The sequence below is a fragment of the Paenibacillus ihumii genome (assembly GCF_001403875.1).
GTDB lineage: Bacteria > Bacillota > Bacilli > Paenibacillales > Paenibacillaceae > Fontibacillus > Fontibacillus ihumii.
Genome location: NZ_LN884299.1, coordinates 1,561,946 through 1,581,418, shown reverse-complemented (window position 1 = coordinate 1,581,418; position 19,473 = coordinate 1,561,946). Strand labels below are relative to the sequence as shown.

General features: G+C 52.2%; 13 protein-coding genes. 1 reads left to right on the top strand and 12 read right to left on the bottom strand.

Features of this window, described 5'->3' with window-relative positions:
* Window positions 1–18: 18 nt before the first annotated feature.
* The 5 genes from BN2762_RS14525 to adhE form a co-directional block, all read right to left on the bottom strand.
* A complete protein-coding gene (locus tag BN2762_RS14525) occupies window positions 19–1,830 on the bottom strand; it encodes a cache domain-containing sensor histidine kinase (RefSeq protein WP_055107655.1) in 1,812 nt (603 codons plus the stop codon).
* Between the two features lie 27 nt (window positions 1,831–1,857).
* Complete coding sequence (locus tag BN2762_RS14520) at window positions 1,858–3,234, bottom strand: extracellular solute-binding protein (protein ID WP_055107654.1); 1,377 nt, start codon at window positions 3,232–3,234, stop codon at window positions 1,858–1,860.
* Between the two features lie 275 nt (window positions 3,235–3,509).
* A complete protein-coding gene (pflA, locus tag BN2762_RS14515; protein ID WP_055107653.1) occupies window positions 3,510–4,262 on the bottom strand; it encodes a pyruvate formate-lyase-activating protein in 753 nt (250 codons plus the stop codon).
* Between the two features lie 55 nt (window positions 4,263–4,317).
* A complete protein-coding gene (gene pflB, locus BN2762_RS14510; protein WP_055107652.1) occupies window positions 4,318–6,579 on the bottom strand; it encodes a formate C-acetyltransferase in 2,262 nt (753 codons plus the stop codon).
* A 285-nt stretch (window positions 6,580–6,864) separates the two neighbouring features.
* Window positions 6,865–9,480, bottom strand: coding sequence for a bifunctional acetaldehyde-CoA/alcohol dehydrogenase (gene adhE, locus BN2762_RS14505; protein WP_055107651.1), 2,616 nt, complete (start codon window positions 9,478–9,480; stop codon window positions 6,865–6,867).
* Between the two features lie 416 nt (window positions 9,481–9,896).
* Here adhE and BN2762_RS14500 point away from each other — a divergent pair, with 416 nt between their 5' ends.
* Window positions 9,897–10,613, top strand: coding sequence for a Crp/Fnr family transcriptional regulator (locus BN2762_RS14500; RefSeq protein WP_055107650.1), 717 nt, complete (start codon window positions 9,897–9,899; stop codon window positions 10,611–10,613).
* Between the two features lie 81 nt (window positions 10,614–10,694).
* Here BN2762_RS14500 and BN2762_RS14495 read toward each other — a convergent pair whose 3' ends face one another.
* The 7 genes from BN2762_RS14495 to nirB all read right to left on the bottom strand — a co-directional run bounded on the left by BN2762_RS14495 (window position 10,695) and on the right by nirB (window position 19,415).
* Window positions 10,695–12,341, bottom strand: a complete 1,647-nt coding sequence (locus BN2762_RS14495) for a response regulator (protein WP_055107649.1) — start codon at window positions 12,339–12,341, stop codon at window positions 10,695–10,697.
* Between the two features lie 41 nt (window positions 12,342–12,382).
* Window positions 12,383–13,213 (bottom strand): carbohydrate ABC transporter permease, encoded by an 831-nt coding sequence (locus BN2762_RS14490; protein WP_055107648.1) that lies wholly within the window; start codon window positions 13,211–13,213, stop codon window positions 12,383–12,385.
* Complete coding sequence (locus BN2762_RS14485) at window positions 13,213–14,097, bottom strand: carbohydrate ABC transporter permease (protein ID WP_055107647.1); 885 nt, start codon at window positions 14,095–14,097, stop codon at window positions 13,213–13,215. Before BN2762_RS14485 ends, BN2762_RS14490 begins: the two co-directional genes overlap by 1 nt.
* Before the next feature lie 99 nt (window positions 14,098–14,196).
* Window positions 14,197–15,564: an ABC transporter substrate-binding protein gene (locus BN2762_RS14480; RefSeq protein ID WP_187386530.1), complete on the bottom strand. Its 1,368-nt coding sequence runs from the start codon at window positions 15,562–15,564 to the stop codon at window positions 14,197–14,199.
* 210 nt (window positions 15,565–15,774) lie between these two features.
* On the bottom strand, window positions 15,775–16,569 hold the full coding sequence (locus BN2762_RS14475) for a formate/nitrite transporter family protein (RefSeq protein WP_055107646.1): 795 nt from the start codon (window positions 16,567–16,569) through the stop codon (window positions 15,775–15,777).
* A gap of 68 nt (window positions 16,570–16,637) precedes the next feature.
* Entirely contained in the window at window positions 16,638–16,961 is a 324-nt protein-coding gene (nirD, locus tag BN2762_RS14470) for a nitrite reductase small subunit NirD (protein WP_187386529.1), read from the bottom strand.
* Window positions 16,962–16,985: 24 nt separating this feature from the next.
* A complete protein-coding gene (gene nirB, locus BN2762_RS14465; protein WP_055107645.1) occupies window positions 16,986–19,415 on the bottom strand; it encodes a nitrite reductase large subunit NirB in 2,430 nt (809 codons plus the stop codon).
* Between the last annotated feature and the right edge of the window lie 58 nt (window positions 19,416–19,473).

Here is a 19,473-nt window from a genome sequence, read left to right as displayed (position 1 = left end):
TTTCATATATTTCAACTATTAAGTAAAACCATGCCTTGGAATGACGCATTGAATGATCGTGCCCTGCCCGGGCGCCGAACAGATGAACAGCCCGTATCTGCGGCCATATTTCAAACGCAGCCGGTCATGGACGCTTCGCAGCCCCAGCCCCTGCCTCTCCGGACTCGGATAAGGCTTCAGCGCATCGTACTCCACATCATCAAGCTCTGCGTACTGAATTGAGCATAGCTGCTGCGCCGTCATGCCGATGCCGTTATCCTCAATGCGCAGGATCATCCGATCCTCCTCAAGGAAACCGGAAATCGCGATATGCCCGGGATACTCAATGCCTTCGAAGCCGTGCTGTATGCTGTTCTCGACGAGCGGCTGAAGCGTTAGCTTGAGCAGCGGGTGCGGCATCATCTCCTCTGGAATATCGATGCTGTAATCGAATAAATCGTCGAACCTTATTTTCTGTATCTCCAGATAACTGTACAAATGCTCGATTTCGAGGCTGAGCTTGATCTCCTCCTTCTCCTGGATGCTGATCCGCAAAATACTGGCAAGACGCAGCACCATTTCGCTTACCTTCCGTCCTTCGTTCTGAATCGCCAGAACGTTGATCGATTCCAGCGTGTTAAAGAGAAAATGAGGCTTGATTTGCGCCTGCAGCACCCGCAGCTCCGCATTGGCCTTCTGCTCTTGCTCCTTCTTGACCTGCTCGAACAGCTCGTTGATTTTATTCATTTGATTGTTAAAGCCCTTTTGCAGCAGGAAGAGCTCGTCATCGCCTTTCTCCTCTACTCTGGCCTGCAGATCTCCCGCCTCGACCTTGCGCATGAACCGGACAATCTTGCCGATATTTCCGGTAATCCGGTTCATGAACAGCACGTTGAACAGCGTCGCCGTAATCAGGCAGATCAGCAGGACGGCAATGAACCATTTGGCAAAAACCGTAATTTCCTGCGACAGGTAGCTCCAGGAGGTAATGGACACCAGGCTCCACGGATAACCCTTCAAATTGTAAATGGAAATGATGCTCTCCTGGCCGTTGAATTTTCCCTTGAAGCTCTGATAACTATTATTCGGATGAAACGTCTTGTTGATGTGGCTCTGGATATTCTGTCCATCGAACTCATACTGGTGATCATATAATACAAGGCCATCGTCATTGACCAGCATGAAGCGGGTATCCTTCATTTCACTGCCGAGTCTCAGATTCTGGAAAATGCGCTCAAATTCCCAGTTCTTGATCTGCACCGCAAGAACGCCGAGCGGCCTCATCGTATGCTTGTCTTTAATCAGCCGAATTTGCGTGAATACGTTCTCAGATCCCGTGAGCTCGGGATACTCGTAAGGAGCGATCCATTTGGATTGGCCCTTGAGCGCCTTCACTTCCTCGTAGAGCGGGTGCAGCTTAAATTTCTCGTAAGGCAGAGTCTTGAAGCTTTCCTTGTTGAACAAGGTCACTACGTTCGAAGCTTCGCCGTTTCCCCGCTCGCTGTACAGAAAGGCGTAATCGATGGCAGGGTGGTTGTACAGCAGGGAGCGGAAGCTTTTCTGATTCTCGTTCAATTGGATCTGGCTGACTAGATTCTGGGATTCGGGATCCTTGGCCATGAGCGCCATTTTGAAAATTTCATTGGAAATCCCGTTATCCGTCACATTGTCCATCTCCTGAAACACTTTCATAATGCTGTAGCTGATTGCCTTGAGCGAATATTCGGCCTGCTGGCTGTGCTTCGTCTCTATCGATTGGAAAGTGACGAAGAAGGTGATAATGCCCAGAATGAATAACGGCACGATGACTAGGCCAAGAAAAGCCGTCAACATTTTGATCCTCAGGTTCATAGATTGTCTCCTAGCGGGAATTATTCCTTATGGAAGCTCGGTATTTGCTGCCTCCTGTGTCCTCTGCAGAGCTTCGAGCATGGCTTCCGGCTCTACCGCTCCGCTGATCATCTGCTGAATGCCGAGCCCCAGCGCTTCATTCACCGGCGTCTGGACGAGCGCGTCATAAGCAGGATAAGAAATATCGATTTGCTCGACGCCTTTAAAAATGTCCTGCAGCAGGGGATCGTCTACCGTGTCCGCCAGCTGCCTGCCATCGATGACCAGAGCGGGCAGCACGCCGTCCTCCTTCAGCCCGCGCAGCTGCATTTCTTCCGTCCAAAAATGGCGAATAAACTGCTTCACCGCCTGCAGCTTCCGCGGATCGTCAGCCATCGTGCTTGAAAAGCCGTATCCGTTATTAAAATCATTCATGACGATGTAGGGGTCACCCTCCGCCTCCGGCGGCATGTTGAAGTAACCAATTTGGCCAATCAGGCCGCCTGCCTGGTCAGGATCCCTGAAGACGGAGTTCGCCCATGAGCCGTCCATCATCATGATCGCTTCGCCGCTGATGATTTGATTCCTCATATCGGTATATTCCGCAGCCAGCTCGCTTGACTTGTAATATCCTTTATCGACCCATTCCTTATGCTTCTTGAAGGCCCTTACAATTTCGGGATCGGTCCATTTGGCGAGGCCGGGACGGAAGCCGTACGTCACCTCAGGGCCGGCGAAATAAGACCACAAATTATTCGTGGTCATCAGCGGTATCCAGGCCTCCTTGGAGGCCTGGGCAAAGGGGATGCGCCCGTCCGCCTTAATGAATTCCGCCAGCTTTTCGAGCTCTGCAAGCGTCCGCGGCACCTGCAGCCCCTTTTCTTCGAAATACGCTTTATTATAAAAAAATCCCTCGATCGACGCCCCGGCCGGCAAGCCGTAGATTTTACCATCATGCGTGTAAGGCTCCAGGCCCCTGATTTTATCTTTAAGCCCCAGCTCGTCCAAAATCGGGGTCAAGTCGAGCATCAGCCCTTCCCTCGCATATATTCCGGAATCCGGGCTGCCGAACACGTCAAAGATATCCGGCGGCTTGCCGGCAGCCATCTCCCCGCGCAGCTTCTCCTTGCGGTTCACCTCGGAGTCGACGCCGTCCAGCCGTATTTTCAAACCGGGAATGTCCGCTTCGGTCTGCTGTACAACATCCTTAAGGATCGCCAGCCGAAACTTCTTGGATTCTCCGACCTGTGTATGTCTGATCGTCACTTCAAAAGGCTCGTCATTGTACTGTGTCTGTCCATGGATGGACGCACCGTTCTCCCCCGCCGGGCTGTTGTTGTCGTCAGCTCTCTTCGTACAGCCTCCTGCAACCACCACCGCAGCCATCAAGAACAGGAGCAGCCATAACGTGGAACGATTTCTCATATGGTTTTTAAGCCCCCTATTTTATATGAAGCTACCTACATTATAGACTGTTCCATTCCATTTGGTAAGGGAACAAATCTCTGGAACAGGGGGAGGATTAAACGATACAGCAAATAAGTAAAACCCCTTCCGAAGACCTTCTGACATCAGTCCGCCGCAGCCACAATCTTGCCTGCAATATCAAAGAATGAGTTTTCGAGCAAAGAGACTCTTGATTAGTAAAAAAGGGCCGCCCCTATTAGCAGCAGCTAATTTGGGGACAGCCCAGTCTGTAATTATGAGATTATAATATCGCCGATTACCGCCTGCTGTCTTCCTTCTTCAATCAACTCATATGCCCGCTGAACCTCTGCCTCCGCAGGCGAAGGCACGCCTTCCAATGGATAGCTCCAGCCCAGCTCCTGCCACTTGTAGATACCCATCTGATGATAAGGAAGGATTTCGAACTTCTCTACTGCGTTCAATCCAGCGATAAACCGGCCCAGCTTGCGCAGATCCTGTTCATCATCGGTAAGCCCCGGAACAAGCACGTACCTGATCCACATGCTGCGGCCTTCATCTGACAGCCATTTCGCCATGTTCAGCATGCGCTCGTTGGGCTTGCCCGTCAGCTTGATATGCTTCTCGTTGTCGATATGCTTCAAATCGAGCATGACCAAATCGGTGACATCCAGAAGCTCAAGGATCTTGGGACCTTCATTATAACCGTTCGTATCAAGCGTCGTATGCAGATTCCAGCGCTTCTTCACCTCGCGGAACAGCTCCGTCACGAACGGGGCCTGCAGCGTAGCTTCCCCGCCGGACACCGTCAGCCCCCCGCCCGACGAACGGTAGTAGTTGAGGTACGGCTCGATTTCAGCCAGCACCTCCTCGAGGGCCATTTCTTTCCCGTCCGTCAGGCTCCATGTATCGGGATTGTGGCAGTATTGGCATTTCAGCAAGCAGCCCTGCATGAAGAGGACGAAGCGAATGCCCGGACCATCGACCGTTCCGAATGTCTCCAATGAATGTATGCGACCTTTAAGCATGATTCGTCACCCTTTCCGTAACTGGCTGCATCCTTACAGATTTATATCTAGTATATTACATCGATCCATGGAATGTACGGTTGATGACATCGAGCTGCTGCTCGCGCGTCAGCTTGATGAAGTTAACGGCATAACCGGACACGCGGATCGTCAGCTGCGGATAATTCTCCGGATGCTCCATCGCATCCATCAGCTGCTCGCGGTCAAAGACGTTGACGTTGAGATGGTGGGCTTTGCTGCCAAAGTAGCCGTCCATCATAGCGACCAGGTTGCTCTTGCGGGTCTCCGGTTCCTTGCCCAGCGCCTTAGGCACGACCGAGAAGGTGTTGGAAATGCCGTCAAGGCTGTGCTCGTATGGCAATTTGGCTACAGAGCTCAGGGATGCGAGAGCTCCCTTCTTGTCGCGGCCGTGCATCGGGTTGGCTCCCGGCGCGAACGGCTCGCCCGCCTTGCGTCCGTCTGGCGTCGTACCCGTCTTCTTGCCGTACACCACATTAGAGGTAATCGTGAGCACCGATTGCGTCGGCAAAGCGTTACGGTACGTCTTGTGCTTGCGGATCATATCCATGAAGCTCTCGACAAGCCCGACGGCAATTTGGTCCACCCGATCGTCATTGTTGCCGTAGCAAGGGAAGTCCCCTTCGATTTCAAAGTCTACGGCAATGCCGTTCTCGTTGCGGATCGGCTTGACTTTAGCATATTTGATAGCGCTGAGCGAGTCGGCCGCAACGGACAGGCCGGCGATGCCGCATGCCATCGTGCGCAGGATGTCGCGGTCGTGCAGAGCCATTTCGATCCGTTCGTAGCAGTACTTATCATGCATGTAGTGAATAACATTCAGCGTGTTCACATACAGCTTGGCAAGCCATTCCATCATTGGCTTGAAGCGTTTCATCACTTCATCGTAGTCAAGATATTCGGACGTGATGGCCGGGAATTCAGGAGCGACCTGTGCTCCGGATTTCTCGTCCTTGCCGCCGTTGATTGCGTACAGGAGCGCCTTGGCCAGGTTAGCGCGGGCACCGAAGAATTGCATCTGCTTGCCGATCTCCATCGCGGATACGCAGCAGGCTATACCGTAGTCATCGCCGTAGATCGGCCTCATCAGATCGTCATTCTCGTATTGGATCGAGCTGGTCTCGATGGATACTTTAGCGCAGTATTTCTTGAACGCCTCCGGCAATTGTTCGGACCAGAGTACGGTAAGGTTCGGCTCTGGCGCCGGACCCAGGTTGTACAAGGTGTGCAGGAAGCGGAAGCTGTTCTTCGTCACACGGGTTTTGCCCTGTACGGACATGCCGCCGATAGACTCGGTTACCCAGGTAGGGTCTCCACTGAACAGCTCGTTATATTCCGGCGTGCGCAGGAATTTCACGATGCGAAGCTTCATAACGAAATGGTCAACCAGCTCTTGGGCCTCTACCTCCGTTATTGTGCCTTCGGCAAGGTCGCGCTCGATGTAAGCATCGAGGAAGGAGGATACGCGTCCAAGCGACATGGCCGCGCCGTCCTGCTCCTTAACGGCTGCAAGGTATGCAAAGTAGAGCCATTGGAAGGCTTCCTTTGCCGTTGTGGCAGGTCTGGAAATGTCGAAGCCGTGCATTTCGCCCAGCTGCTTCAATTCGCCCAGCGCCCGGATTTGCTCGGACAGCTCCTCCCTCAGCCGGATAATCTCCTCGTCGATTACATCGACTTCAAGGCCCTTCAATTCATTCTGTTTTTGCTTGATAAGGAAGTCCACCCCGTAAAGAGCTACGCGGCGGTAGTCGCCGATGATCCGGCCCCGTCCGTATGCATCGGGAAGACCGGTAATGATTCCCGCTTTGCGGGCAGCTCTCATCTCTGAGGTATATGCATCGAAAACACCCTGGTTATGTGTCTTGCGAATCGTTGTAAACAAATCTACAATGCTCTCCGGCAAGTCGAAGCCATACGCCTTGCAGGAGTTAATGACCATGTTGATTCCGCCGAAAGGATGGATCGTCCGTTGGAAAGGCTCGCTGCCCTGTACGCCGACGATCTGTTCTTTGTCCTTATCCAAGTAGCCTGGCGCATGGGACACGATAGTGGATGGAGTATTTACGTCCACGTCGAGTACGCCGCCGGCCTCCCGCTCTTTCCTGGACAGATCCGAGACGATATCCCACAGGGCAACAGTATTCTCCGTCGGTCCTACAAGGAAGGATTCGTCGCCGAGATAAGGAGCAATGTTGTTATCGATAAAATCACGTACATTGACTTCCTTCATCCATTTCCCTTTTTTAAAGCCTCTCCATGCGGATTGAACCTCTTGTACTTCTCTTTCAATCACCGACATCTTTATTCCCTCCATTTATATAGTGTATGCGGGGTTGAAGGTGGTACCTCCCGCATCCTTGGATCCCTAAAATTTGTGATATTTTTCACAACTTTGACACGAATAAGGCCTTTTCGCCTCGATCCTTCGAATCCGCTAAACTCATCACTGTTAGGGATCTTTATACTGTTATCATAAACCAATCGGAACAAAAGGATTGTGACAAATATCACATTTCGAGTGATATTTGTCACTATTTATTGAACACATTATATTTGTATGATTAAAAATTTAACGAACCGGATTCTACTCCTCGAAGCGCCCGTAAAATGCGTCGCGATAGACCTCGGCAAGCTCGCTGACGAGCGGCAGCTTCGGATTTGCCGTCGTACATTGGTCCTCGAAGGCACGATCCGCCAGATAGTCGACACGCGCTTCAAAATCCTTCGCATCGAAGCCGAGCTCCTGGAAGCTTTCAGGGATGCCGAGCTTCTTGTTCAGCTCGCGAATCGCTTTGATCAGGCTCTTCACGCCTTCTTCTGTCGTGCGGGCAGGCAGTCCCAGAATGCGGGCGATTTCCGCATAGCGCTCGTCGGCGACAAAGTTTTTATACTTCGGCCAAGCGGCGAATTTTGTAGGCTTCTTCGCATTGTAGCGGATGACATGCGGCATCAGTATCGCGTTGGTTCGGCCATGCGCAGTATGGTACTGGCCGCCCCATTTATGCGCCAGACTGTGGTTGATCCCCAGGAAGGCATTGGCGAAGGCCATGCCGGCCAGCGTCGAAGCGTTGTGCATTTTTTCCCGGGCCAGCTTGTCGCCGGTCAGCGCCGACTTCTCCAGGTATTGGAATACCAGCTGAATCGCTTTGATCGCAAGTCCGTCCGTATAGTCGTTCGCCATGACCGATACGTACGCCTCGATCGCATGCGTCAGAACGTCCATGCCCGTATCGGCTACTGCCACTTTTGGCAGGCTGTATACAAACTCAGGGTCAATGATCGCTACGTCTGGAGTCAGCTCGTAATCTGCCAATGGATATTTCGTATTGCCGTTGATTTTATCCGTTATTACTGCGAACGAGGTTACTTCCGAGCCTGTGCCCGAGGTCGTAGGAATCGCCACGAATTTCGCTTTTTGACCCAGGCGCGGATACTTGTAGATCCGTTTGCGGATATCCATGAATTTTTGCTTCAGGTTGTGGAAATCGGTATCCGGATACTCATAGAACAGCCACATTCCCTTCGCAGCGTCCATCGGCGAGCCGCCGCCGAGCGCGATAATGCAGTCCGGCTGGAATTTCGTCATCAGCTCGGTTCCCCGCTCCACCGTCGTTGTTGATGGATCCGGCTCAACATCCGAGAAGACTTCGATCGCAACCGGGGTTTGACGCTGACGCAGATAGTGTTCTACTCTTTCCACGTATCCCAGCTTAACCATCATCGGGTCAGTTACGATCAGCACGCGGTTGATATCCGGCATTTTAGCGAGATATTGCGTCGAGTTTTTCTCGAAGTAGATTTTGCTTGGGACTTTGAACCACTGCATATTCACGGTACGACGATTCACCCTTTTCACGTTGATCAGATTGACGGCAGTGACGTTCGACGAAGTCGAATTGCGCCCGTAGGATCCGCAGCCCAGTGTAAGCGACGGCAGGTTCGTATTATAGATATCCCCAATTCCGCCCTGCGAAGAAGGCTGATTCACCAGAATCCGGCAGGTCGGCATACGATCCGAGAATTGTTGAATAATATCTTCATTGTTCGAATGGATCACCGAGGAGTGGCCCATGCCGCCGAATTGAACGACTTCTAGCGCGCGCTCGATGCCCTGCTCTGCGGTTTTTACTTTGTAGCAGGCAAGCACAGGGCTCAATTTCTCGGCGGACAGCGGGAATTTAGGTCCCACGCCCTCGATTTCAGCCACCAGAATTTTCGTTCCGGCAGGCACCTCGATGCCGCACAGCTCGGCGATTTTCGTTGCAGGCTGGCCAACGATCACAGGGTTCACCGCGCATTTATCCGCAATGATTGCGCCGGCCGTCAATTTGGCAGCTTCCTCTTTGTTGACGAAATAGCAGCCGTTTGCAATCATTTTCTTCTTCACCTGATCGAAGATCGGTTCTTCGATGATGACCGCTTGCTCGGAAGCACAGATCATGCCGTTATCAAATGTTTTGGACAAAATGAGGTCGTTGACCGCTTGATCCAGATCGGCGCTTTTCTCGATAAAGCAAGGAACGTTGCCGGGGCCAACGCCCAGCGCCGGCTTGCCGCAGCTGTATGCCGCCTTGACCATTGCGGAGCCGCCGGTAGCCAGAATGCAGGCTACATCAGGATGGTTCATCAATGCATTCGTACGGTCCATGGATGGATCCTCGATCCACTGGATGCAGTCTTCCGGCGCTCCGTGTCTGACCGCAGCCTCCAGCAGAATCTTCGCCGCTTCCGCACTGCAGCGCTGCGCGGATGGGTGAAAGCCGAAGATGATCGGGTTGCGGGTCTTGATCGCGATCATCGCTTTGAAAATCGTAGTGGAGGTCGGATTCGTTACAGGCGTAATCCCCATGATGATGCCGACCGGCTCGGCGATTTTCTGGAAGCTGTCGTAAGGATTATCCTCGATGACGCCAACTGTCTTGTCATACTTGATGCTGTTGTGGATGTACTCGGTCGCGAACATGTTCTTGATGATCTTATCCTCATATACTCCGCGTCCAGTCTCCTCCACGGCTATTTTCGCCAAATGCATGTGCTTGTCGAGACCGGCAAGGGCCATCGCTTGAACGATTCTGTCGATTTGCTCCTGATCCAAGGCCATGAAGGCTTCGCTTGCCTTCTTGGCCTTGCCGATCAAGGATTGGATGTAATCCTCTGCGGTAGGCTGCTGCTTCGTGGTCACATTGTTCTTTACGGCCATTTCTCTCATCCTCCTAATTCATATGGATCAACCTGGCTAGTCTCTCAAGAGAAGTAATGTGAATATTCTTCACTTTCTGGTTCATCCATTGGAAGCTTTTGCTTCTCTCTTGTTACCTCGATCATAACACATGAATTTAAATTTGTATAGTGAATAATTTCACAAACTTTAAAGAAATGAAAATTTTCATGCTTCTCGTTTTTTTTCAGTTATTATTTCAAAGTAAGGTCAATTTCATACCCCCCCTGTTTCTGCAATGAATTTTTGGCGAGATAATAGTGAAAATAGTCACAATGTTAGAATTTAGACACTTTTAAGCCCTTGTAAGCCGCCCCAAAGCTTTGAGTTCGGTATATAATTAATTTAAATTAATCTAAAATTTTCAGAAAAATTTGGAGTATGAGGGGGATTTAAAAATGACTGAATTCGCAACGGCAACCCCGCCTCGTGGGAATACGAGCTGCTTTACGGAGCAAAACTTCAACCGTCTTCTCGTGACCATGAAAGACAAGACGTATCCGGAAGGAACTCATCTGTTCTGGGAGGGAGACTTCTCCGACAAGCTGTTCTTCGTCAAGCGAGGGCGCATTAAGCTGACCAAGTCCACGGACGAAGGCAAGGAGCTTATTCTATATATGTACGGGCGCGGGGACATGGTCGGTCAGGCTGATCCCTTCTTCAGCTCGAAGCACAGCTTTACCGCCGAAGTCATCGAAGACAGTGAAGTCGGCATTATTGAACACAAAGACCTCGAAATCCTGATCTGCCAGCACTGCGATTTCGCCATTGATTTCATGAAATGGATGGGCATCCATCATCGCCTGACGCAGACCAAATTCCGCGACCTGATGATGTACGGCAAGCCTGGCGCGCTCTGCTCGACGCTGATCCGCCTAAGCAATACCTATGGCGAGAAGCAAGGAGACAACATCCTGATCAACAAGAAGATCACGCATACGGATCTCTCCAATATGATCGGAGCGACCCGCGAGAGCGTCAACCGGATGCTTAGCGATTTGCGCAAGAAAGACGCGCTGGAATACGTAAATGGCATGATTCTCATTAAAGACCTCGTCATGCTGCAGGACATTTGCCACTGCGAGCTGTGCCCTAACGAAATATGCCGCATTTAAATAGACAAACACAAGAAGCAACCTCATCTCGGACCGGGAGGAGGTTGCTTATCGTTTGGCGCAAGGCTGTCCTCACGCGGCTTAAATTTGCTGTTTGCTATTTTCCGCACCTTGCGCATGATTTGGTCCATCACCGCTCCCCGGCTGTTCTTCCTGCTCCCGGTACTCGGTTGGCGTCACGCCGGTATAGCGCTGGAACACCTTGGAGAAATAACGCCGGTCGCTGTAGCCGACCAGAGCGCCGATCTCGGTTACGCTGCGGGAAGTCAGGCGCAGCATGGTCTTGGCAAGCTCCATGCGCTGCTTCCGCAAATGCTCAACGAATGTCTCCCCGTAATGATTCTTGAACAAGTGGCTGAAATAACTCGAGCTTATATTCAGGTAATTCGCAATGTCGTCGACCCCAATATCCGTACTTAAATTGCGCTGAATATATTCCCCGGCCGAGATCATCAGCAGCTCGCTGGACTTCTTGTTGATTTCCAGCTCCTTGATATGGCTCTCCAGCTCCGTGATAACATTGAGCAGATCCTTCACGCTATGGCTGTGCTGCAAATGCTGCCACATCTTCCCCTCTTCCTGCGAGTTCATAAAATCAAGCTCGCGCATTTCCCGCAGCAGGTGGATGATGCTGTACTGCAGAAATTTCTCGATGCCCAGCACCGAATGCTCTGAAATATGCGGCAGGCTGGCTCTTAGACGCTCAAGCCCCTGCTCCACCTTCAATTTGTCATACATTTTCAAGCCCGAGGTAATCTCCTCGACAAGCTGCCATTCGGACACCGCCGCAGCATCGCGTGCCAGGGGATCCTTCGGCAGCAGCTTCTCATAGTCGGGATGGAGCATCAATGCGCGCTGCAGCCTCATATAGGTCTGGGACAGCCCCCCAATCTCAAGCGGACCCTGATCCCAGGCCAGGCTGACCGTCAGCTTGATATGCTCCTTGACCGCTCGCTGAATCGCCCGGGCCCATTCATTCATCTGCTCCGAAGAGGCGGCATGGCGCGAGCGCTCAAGCTGAAGCAATACGCACCATTCCCCTTGCCGCATTTGGACGACGACATATTCATGAGGCTCCCGGTCCGGAATAGCCTCCTGCAGCACATTGCGCACCGCGAAGTTCCACAGTTTGCGCTCCTGCTCCGTCCAGGACACGGTACGCTGCGCGTAGCCGTCCAGATCGACCAGGAACATCGCATAGCGCAGCTCGCTGCCCGGCTCTCCCTCCGCTGCCCAATACCTTGGAACATCGTCAGCAAATCCCATCAGCACGTCGAACATCATTTTCTCCTGCGCCAGCCCGATCATCTTCTTCAGCTTCCGTTCCGCGAAGCGCTTCTCCGATCGGCGGGAGCGCACCTCGTCCGCAAGCTTGCCGATCGCCGCTTCCAGCTCCGTATAATTGATCGGCTTCAGTATATAATCCTTCACTCCGTGCTTCAGTGCCAGCCGGGCGTATTCGAATTCCTGATACCCGGTCAGCATGATAATCTCGGTCTCATAATCGAGCCTGCGAATCTCCCGGAGAAATTCCAGACCGTCCATCAGCGGCATCCGGATGTCGCACAGAATGATGTCCGGCTCGAATTCCATAACCAGCTCCAGCCCCTTTATGCCATTTCGAGCTGTTCCGACAAGCTCGATCTGCAGCTCGTTCCAGGGAATCGCATTTTTCAAATGATTGAGTATAAGAGGCTCGTCATCGATGAGCAGCGCCTTGATATCCACAGAGCATTACCCCATTTCGTAGTTACCGTTCTACTGTTAATCTATCCTTTAACGCCTCCGGCCGTCAAACCTTCAATGATCTTCTCCTGCAGAATCGCATAAATCACCATGACCGGAACGACGCTGTAGACGATCCCCGCCGACATTTGCGCATAGTTGATGTTGAAGGCGTCGCGGAAGCCTACCATCCCCACCGGCAGCGTCTTGAGCGTGTCTTCGGACAGAAAGTAATTGGCAAGCAAAAATTCGTTCCAGTTGCCAAGGAAGTTAACGATAAAGACGGTAACGAGCGCCGGGACCGTAAGCGGCATCACGACTCTGGCGAAGATCCCTGGTGATCTCAGCCCGTCCACGACGGCAGCCTCCTCGATCTCGCTCGGCAGCGACTTCATGAAGGCGGTCAATATAACGACCGAGAACGGGATGGAATTCGCCGCATAAGGAATAAGCAGCGCCCAGTGCGTATCAAGCAGGTTGGTCGTGCGCATCAGGTTGTATATCGGCAGCAGCAAGGCGTTGCCCGGGATAAGAATGCCGAGAATAATAATCTGATACAGCAGCGGACTCACCTTCGTGAACCGCATCCGGGTCAGTGCGAAGGACGCCATGGAGGCCATGATAATCGTGGCTACCGCGGCGAGGACGGCGATGTACAAGCTATTCAGAAAATAAGTGCTGATTTTTGCATTAACCCACGCTTCCACATAGTTCGACCATTGGAATTCCTTCGGAAAGCCGAAGGGATTTTGGGCAATCGCCAGGTTGTCGGTCTTCACCGACGAGAACACCACGAACAAAAACGGATATAAAATAACCAGCAAATAAATCATCAACAGGATATGAGCCAAGCTGCCCTTGAGTTTTTTTGTCATCAATATTCGATCCTTTCCGTTCTTCTCACTACAAGGACTTGATAAAGCGCAGTAATGATAAGTGTGAAAATAAAGATCAAGACCGCAATGCTGTTCCCGTATCCGTACTTAAAGCTGGTGATGGAATGCTTCAGCATATAAGTGGCCATCACCTCGGTGGAGCCGGCAGGTCCGCCCTTGGTCATGACGATAATGATGTCCGCCGCCTTCATGGCTCCGGCGATTGATAGCATGATGACGACCGACACAATTGGCATAATGAGCGGCATGGTGATCCGCATGGCCCGCTGGAATCCGGTCGCCCCGTCTATCATCGCCGCCTCGTCCAGCTCCTTCGGAATGGATATGATTGCGGCTAGCACCATGACGATATAGAATCCTGTCCACTGCCAGGCATTGGTGATCAGGATAGAAAGCATCGCCCAGCTGCGATCCGACAGCCAATAAACCTTATCGATGCCGAACAGGCCGAGCACATTGTTGAACAGCCCGATATCCGGCTCGTAAATGAAGCCCCACAAAATACCGATGACCGCCGTCGACATGACGGAAGGCATAAATACAGCCGTTTTGTACAGTCCTTTCAGCTTTTTGACGTTCGCGATTAAGAGCGAGAACAGGATAATCAGTGGAACTTGAATGAACACTGAAAACAGAATGAAGAAGCCGTTATTTCTGACCGAAATCCAGAACTCCTTCTGGCCCATGGCTTTCATGTAATTTGCAAACCCGGTGAAGTTATACGTTTTGGCAATCCCGTTCCAATCCGTAAAGCTAAAAAAGGTGGCATTGATTACGGGATATATGAAAAATAAAATGATACCGATAAAGGTCGGAATCAGAAACAACGTATACATCAGCGGATTTCTCATCGCCCTATTCATAAATACCCTCCAGCTTTTGACATAGTTGCAAAGCGGCTATGCTGTGAAAAGGAGCACCACCTGGATTAGCCTGGGGTGCTCCACATGTCAATTTACCTCTTATTCTCCAGCTGCATTCGCTTCATCTTGCACTTTTTGCAATGCATCCAGCATATCTTTAGGATCTTGTACTCCTTCAATCACGCGGTGGATTCCGCTGCCAAGCTCGGTATTGACTTCAGCTTGCACCAACGCATCGAATGCTGGCCATTTGTATTCCAATTCATTCATACCCAGAATGATTTCTTTGATCAGCTCATTATTCGCATTGGCTTGCAGGTCTTCCTCGCTCAGAATCATGGAAGGCAGCAATCCATCTTCACTCAGGCTTTGCAATTGAATTTCATCGCTGAAGAACGTCTTAATGAACGTTTTAACCGCTTCCAGTTTCTGCGGATCATCCGCTACCTTCGCGGAGAATGCATAACCATTGTTCGAGTCAACCATCGAGCTCAGGCCGTCTCCTTCATTCAGCGGAGGCATTACGAAGAATCCGAACTTGCTCTTGCCGTCTGCGCCCACTGCATCGTTGAACACGGAGGATGCCCATGAACCGTCATACATCATGACAGCTTCATCCGTCAGCAGCTGGTTGCGCTGGCTGTTGTAATCGATGCCAAGCTCGCCCTTCTTGAAGTAGCCCTTCTTCACCCACTCTTGGTGCTTGCTAACTGCCTCGACCATTTTCGGATCATTCCATTTCGATTCCCCGGTCTTGAATCCGGCCGTGAAATCTGGTCCCGCATAGTACGCCCAGAGGTTATTCGTAGTCATGAGTGGTACCCATGCATCCTTGGAGCCTATGGCAAATGGAACTTTACCGTCAGCCTTTACCTTCTCGGCAATCGCTTCCAATTCAGCCAGAGATTTTGGAATTTCCAGCCCTTTGGCAGCAAAGTATTCTTTGTTATAGAAATATCCTTCGATCGAACCGCCCTTTGGCAGGCCGTAGATCTTTCCATCATACGTCCAAGGATCAAGGTTGATGAACCGCTCTCTCAAATTCAATTCATCCAGAATCGGACCGATGTCGAGTACTAAGCCTTCTTTGGCGTAAACGCCGATATCCGGGCTGCCGAAGGCATCGAAAATATCAGGAGGATTTCCTGCGGCCATTTCACTTCTGAGCTTGTCTTTCCGGTTAACCTCGCTGTCTACACCGTCCAGCTTGATCGTCAAACCAGGAACCTGCTCTTCAATCTTCTTCTTCACGGCCTCCAAGCGAGCCAAGCGATTTTTGTTCGGCTCCCCGATTTCGATGTGGCGCATTTTCAGCTCAAACGGCTCTACTTTAGTGCCTTGCGACGTGTTCCCGCCACTCGAGCCCGTGTTGCTCGTTCCGGGTGAGTTGTCGCCTTTTCCACAGCCTGCCAGCAAAGCGCTTGCTACGAAAATAAGACTCAGCATCATGATCAGACTTTTTCTCACTGTTTGACCTCCCTAAAAAAATAAGTGGTTTTTCGTTTGCATCCTCATTATAAAATAAGCCTTCCGGCCTGTAAGGATGACAAATCCACTATTAGAGGAGACATTTCTATGGACTTCAGCAACAGAGCATCCTACGGTTGACCCAGACGAAAAAAAACGCCTTCCGGCCGCGATCGGCTGGAAAGGCGCCTTAAAGATTGAGCAGCTGCATCATTTCGATAGGCCGCTTTTGCTGCGCACAGGGGAGATGAACCAATAAGCCATGCCTACGAATACGATGCCGCCCACCATATTCCCTAACGTTACAGGAATCATGTTGTGCAGCCATCCGGCGAGCGTAATAGTTTCCGGATGGTTCGGCAGCAGGACGGAGAGGCTGAGCAGGGTCATATTCGCGACGCTATGCTCATAGCCGCTGGCAATGAAGGCAAAGAGGCACCACCAGATCAGCACCAGCTTGGAGATGTCGTCCTTGGCCCGGTTCGCCATCCATAGCGCCAGACAAACGAGCCAATTGCACAATATGCCGCGAAAAAACAGCTCGGACACCGGTGCCGCCATCTTCTTGGCGGATGCGGCAAAGATCAGATGCTCCGGGCCTGCTGCCTTGAACAAGCCGGAGCCGACAATGAGCAGGCTTAACGCTACTGCCCCCGCGAGGTTGCCGAGGAACACGATCATCCAGTTCTTCAGCGCATCGCCCGGCGTCGTCCGCTTGGCCAGCGTGCTGACGGTGAAGAACATATTGTTGCCTGTAAACAGCTCGGAGCCAGCAAATACGACCAGGGTGAGCGCAATTCCGAAGGATGCGCCCATGACGAGCGATTGAATGGGGGATTCCGCTTTGGCCAGCGGTGCCCCCAGGCTAAATATGAGAATGATCCCGAGTCCCACATAAGCGCCGGCGAGCAGTGCGGATACGATGTACCGCGGCAGGCTCTCCCGCATCGCGTCTCTTTTCTTGACTGCCGCTTCAATGATCGCCTCTAGATTTTGCGTATACATAAACAGATTCCTCCCCTTTGCTCCCATCTTTCTTTACAGTTATTTTCTCTTTAGATGCAGCGGAGGATCTATGCGCCGATCCAGACGCTGCCGTCCTCCACCTTCACCGGATACACCTTTACCTGCCCGGTATCCGGGGCCTGCACCAGCCCCGTAGTCAGGTCGATCTTCCAGTCATACAGCGGGTCGTATAAATAATGGCCGGACACGATGCCCTCGGCAAGCGGTCCGCCCTTCGGGTGAGGATTTCTGTTCTCCACCGCGTACAGCCGGTCGCCGGAGTCGCGGAACACGGCGACCTCCTCACCGTTTAATTCCACAACCCGCCCGATTTGCTTCAAAAACAGCTCCAGCGTGCCTACATAATGCATAGTCACCTGCTGTGTTCCCATATCCATACTCTCCTTTCGGTTCATTTAGCCCTTCATTTCCACGCTATGAAACATTTTGCTGCGGCTGTCGTGGTCGTTCAGCATTTTGCTCCACGGCTCCTCCGCCTGCTTCAAGGCAAATTCAACACGCTCTACCAGCGCCCGGCGATGATCCAGATCGTCGACGACCGCGGCCTTGATTTGCGGAAGCCCCATTCTCTCCACCCATTCCGAGGTTCTCTCCAAATAATTGCCCGTCTCCCGGTAGTATTGGATCACCGCGCCGCATACCTCAATCAGCTCTTCATCGGTCTTAACCTTGCAGAGCGAATCCGCCAAGCGCGCTTTGATGCCCCCGTTGCCGCCAATAAAGATTTCCCAGCCTCCGTCGTTGCCGACGATGCCGATATCCTTGGTACAGGCCTCCGCACAGTTGCGCGGGCAGCCGTTGACAGCCATTTTAAATTTCGCCGGATAGTCGATCCGCTCGAACTTGCGTTCCAGCAGCGCTCCCATGCCCATCGAATCCTGGGTGCCGAAGCGGCAGAACTGCGAGCCTACGCATGTCTTCACTGTGCGGAGCGATTTCGCGTAAGCATAGCCCGACGGCATGCCAAGCTCCTCCCACACCTTCGGCAGGTCTTCCTTCTTCACGCCGATCAAATCCAGACGCTGGCCTCCAGTCACTTTGACCACTTTAACATCATATTTCAGCGAGACATCGGCGATCTTCTTCAAATCCTCCGGCGTCGTCACACCTCCGTACATCCGCGGCACGACCGTATAGGTCCCGTCCTTCTGGATGTTGGCATTCATCCGTTCATTCACGAAGCGTGATTCCTTCTCGTCCTCATGGGTATCCGGATAGATCATGCCAAGGTAGTAATTGAGTGCAGGACGGCATTTCGAGCAGCCTTCCGGCTGACTCCAGCCGAGAACATGCATGACCTCTTTGGTCGTCTGCAGCCCTTTGGCTTTGATCTCGGCGACAATCTCGTCGCGCCCCAGCGTCGTACAGCCGCAAATGCCTTGCTTAGCTGCGGTTGTGAACCCGTCTCCCAGCACATATTGCAGAATTTGCTCAACGACCGGCTTGCAGCCTCCGCATGAACGGGTCGCCCCGGTGCAGGCCTTGATCTCGTCAACGGTCGTCAAGCCCTGGCTCGTAACCGCATCGATGATATTGCCTTTCGTTACCCCATTGCAGCCGCATACGATCTCGTCGTCGGCCATCGTCTCGACCGAGGTCTGCTTCTTCGCTCCGCCGCCGCAGCAGCCCGAGCCCATCAGCGTATTGTACAGTTCGTCAGTCATGGCCGCTTTTTGCTTGATCAGCTTTTGCAGCTCCGCCGAATCGCTAATATCCCCATAAAGTACAGCACCGACCATGACGCCATCTTTCAGCAGAATCTTCTTGTACGTCCGTTTCCAATCATCCTTGCTGGCGATGACCGTATGCTCGGGACCGTCGATGAATTCCCCGGTCGAGAATACGTCCACGCCTGATATCTTCAATTTGGTCGATACGATGGAGCCCTCATACGGAGCCGTCTCCACCCCGCAAATATGCTTGGCAAGAACCATCCCTTGCTCGAAGAGCGGAGCCACAAGACCGTAGCATACGCCCCGGTGCTCATTGCATTCGCCCACCGAATATACATCCTTCATCGAAGTCTGCATGTAGTCGTTGACGATAATGCCGCGATTCACTGCAATGCCGCTGTTGCGGGCCACCTCGACGTTCGGCTTGATGCCCACGGCCATAACGACAAACTGCGCTTCCAGCACGGTATCGTCGGCGAAGCGGAGGCCGCTCACCCGCTCATCGCCAAGCAGTTCTACGGTTTGCGCCTGCATTTTGAACTTGATGCCCTGGCGCTCCAGCTCTGCCCGCAGCATAAGCGCGGCCTGATGGTCGAGCTGCCGCTCCATCAGATCCTCCATCAAATGGACGACGGTAACGTCCATGCCCAACTGCACAAGCCCTTTGGCAGCCTCCAGTCCCAGCAGCCCCCCGCCGATGACAGCCGCCTTCTTATATTTCTTCGCGGCCTCCAGCATCTCGTTGCAGTCCGCAATGTCCCGGAAGCCGATAACGCCCTGCTTGTCGCTGCCTGGAATGGGGAGGATGAACGAATTGGATCCTGTAGCGATGATGACCTTATCATAAGGCACCCGAATCCCCTGCTCCGTGACCACTTCCTTGCTTAATTCGTTGATTTCAACGACTTTGGTTCCCGTATGCAGCGTGATACCGTGATCGGCATACCATTGCCAATCATTAAGCACGATATCATCGATCGTCTTGCTTCCTTCCAGAACGTAGGAGAGCATGATCCGGTTGTAATTCGGATGCGGCTCGCTGCCGAATACCGTAATTTCAAATTGCGTCGTCAGCTTGAGAATTTGTTCCACTGTGCTGATCCCCGCCATCCCGTTTCCAATGACGACCAGCTTCGGTTTATGATTATTCATATCAAGGAATGCCTCCTTCTTAACTTGAGCGTTCATTTTTTCACTTCATGCTGTAATT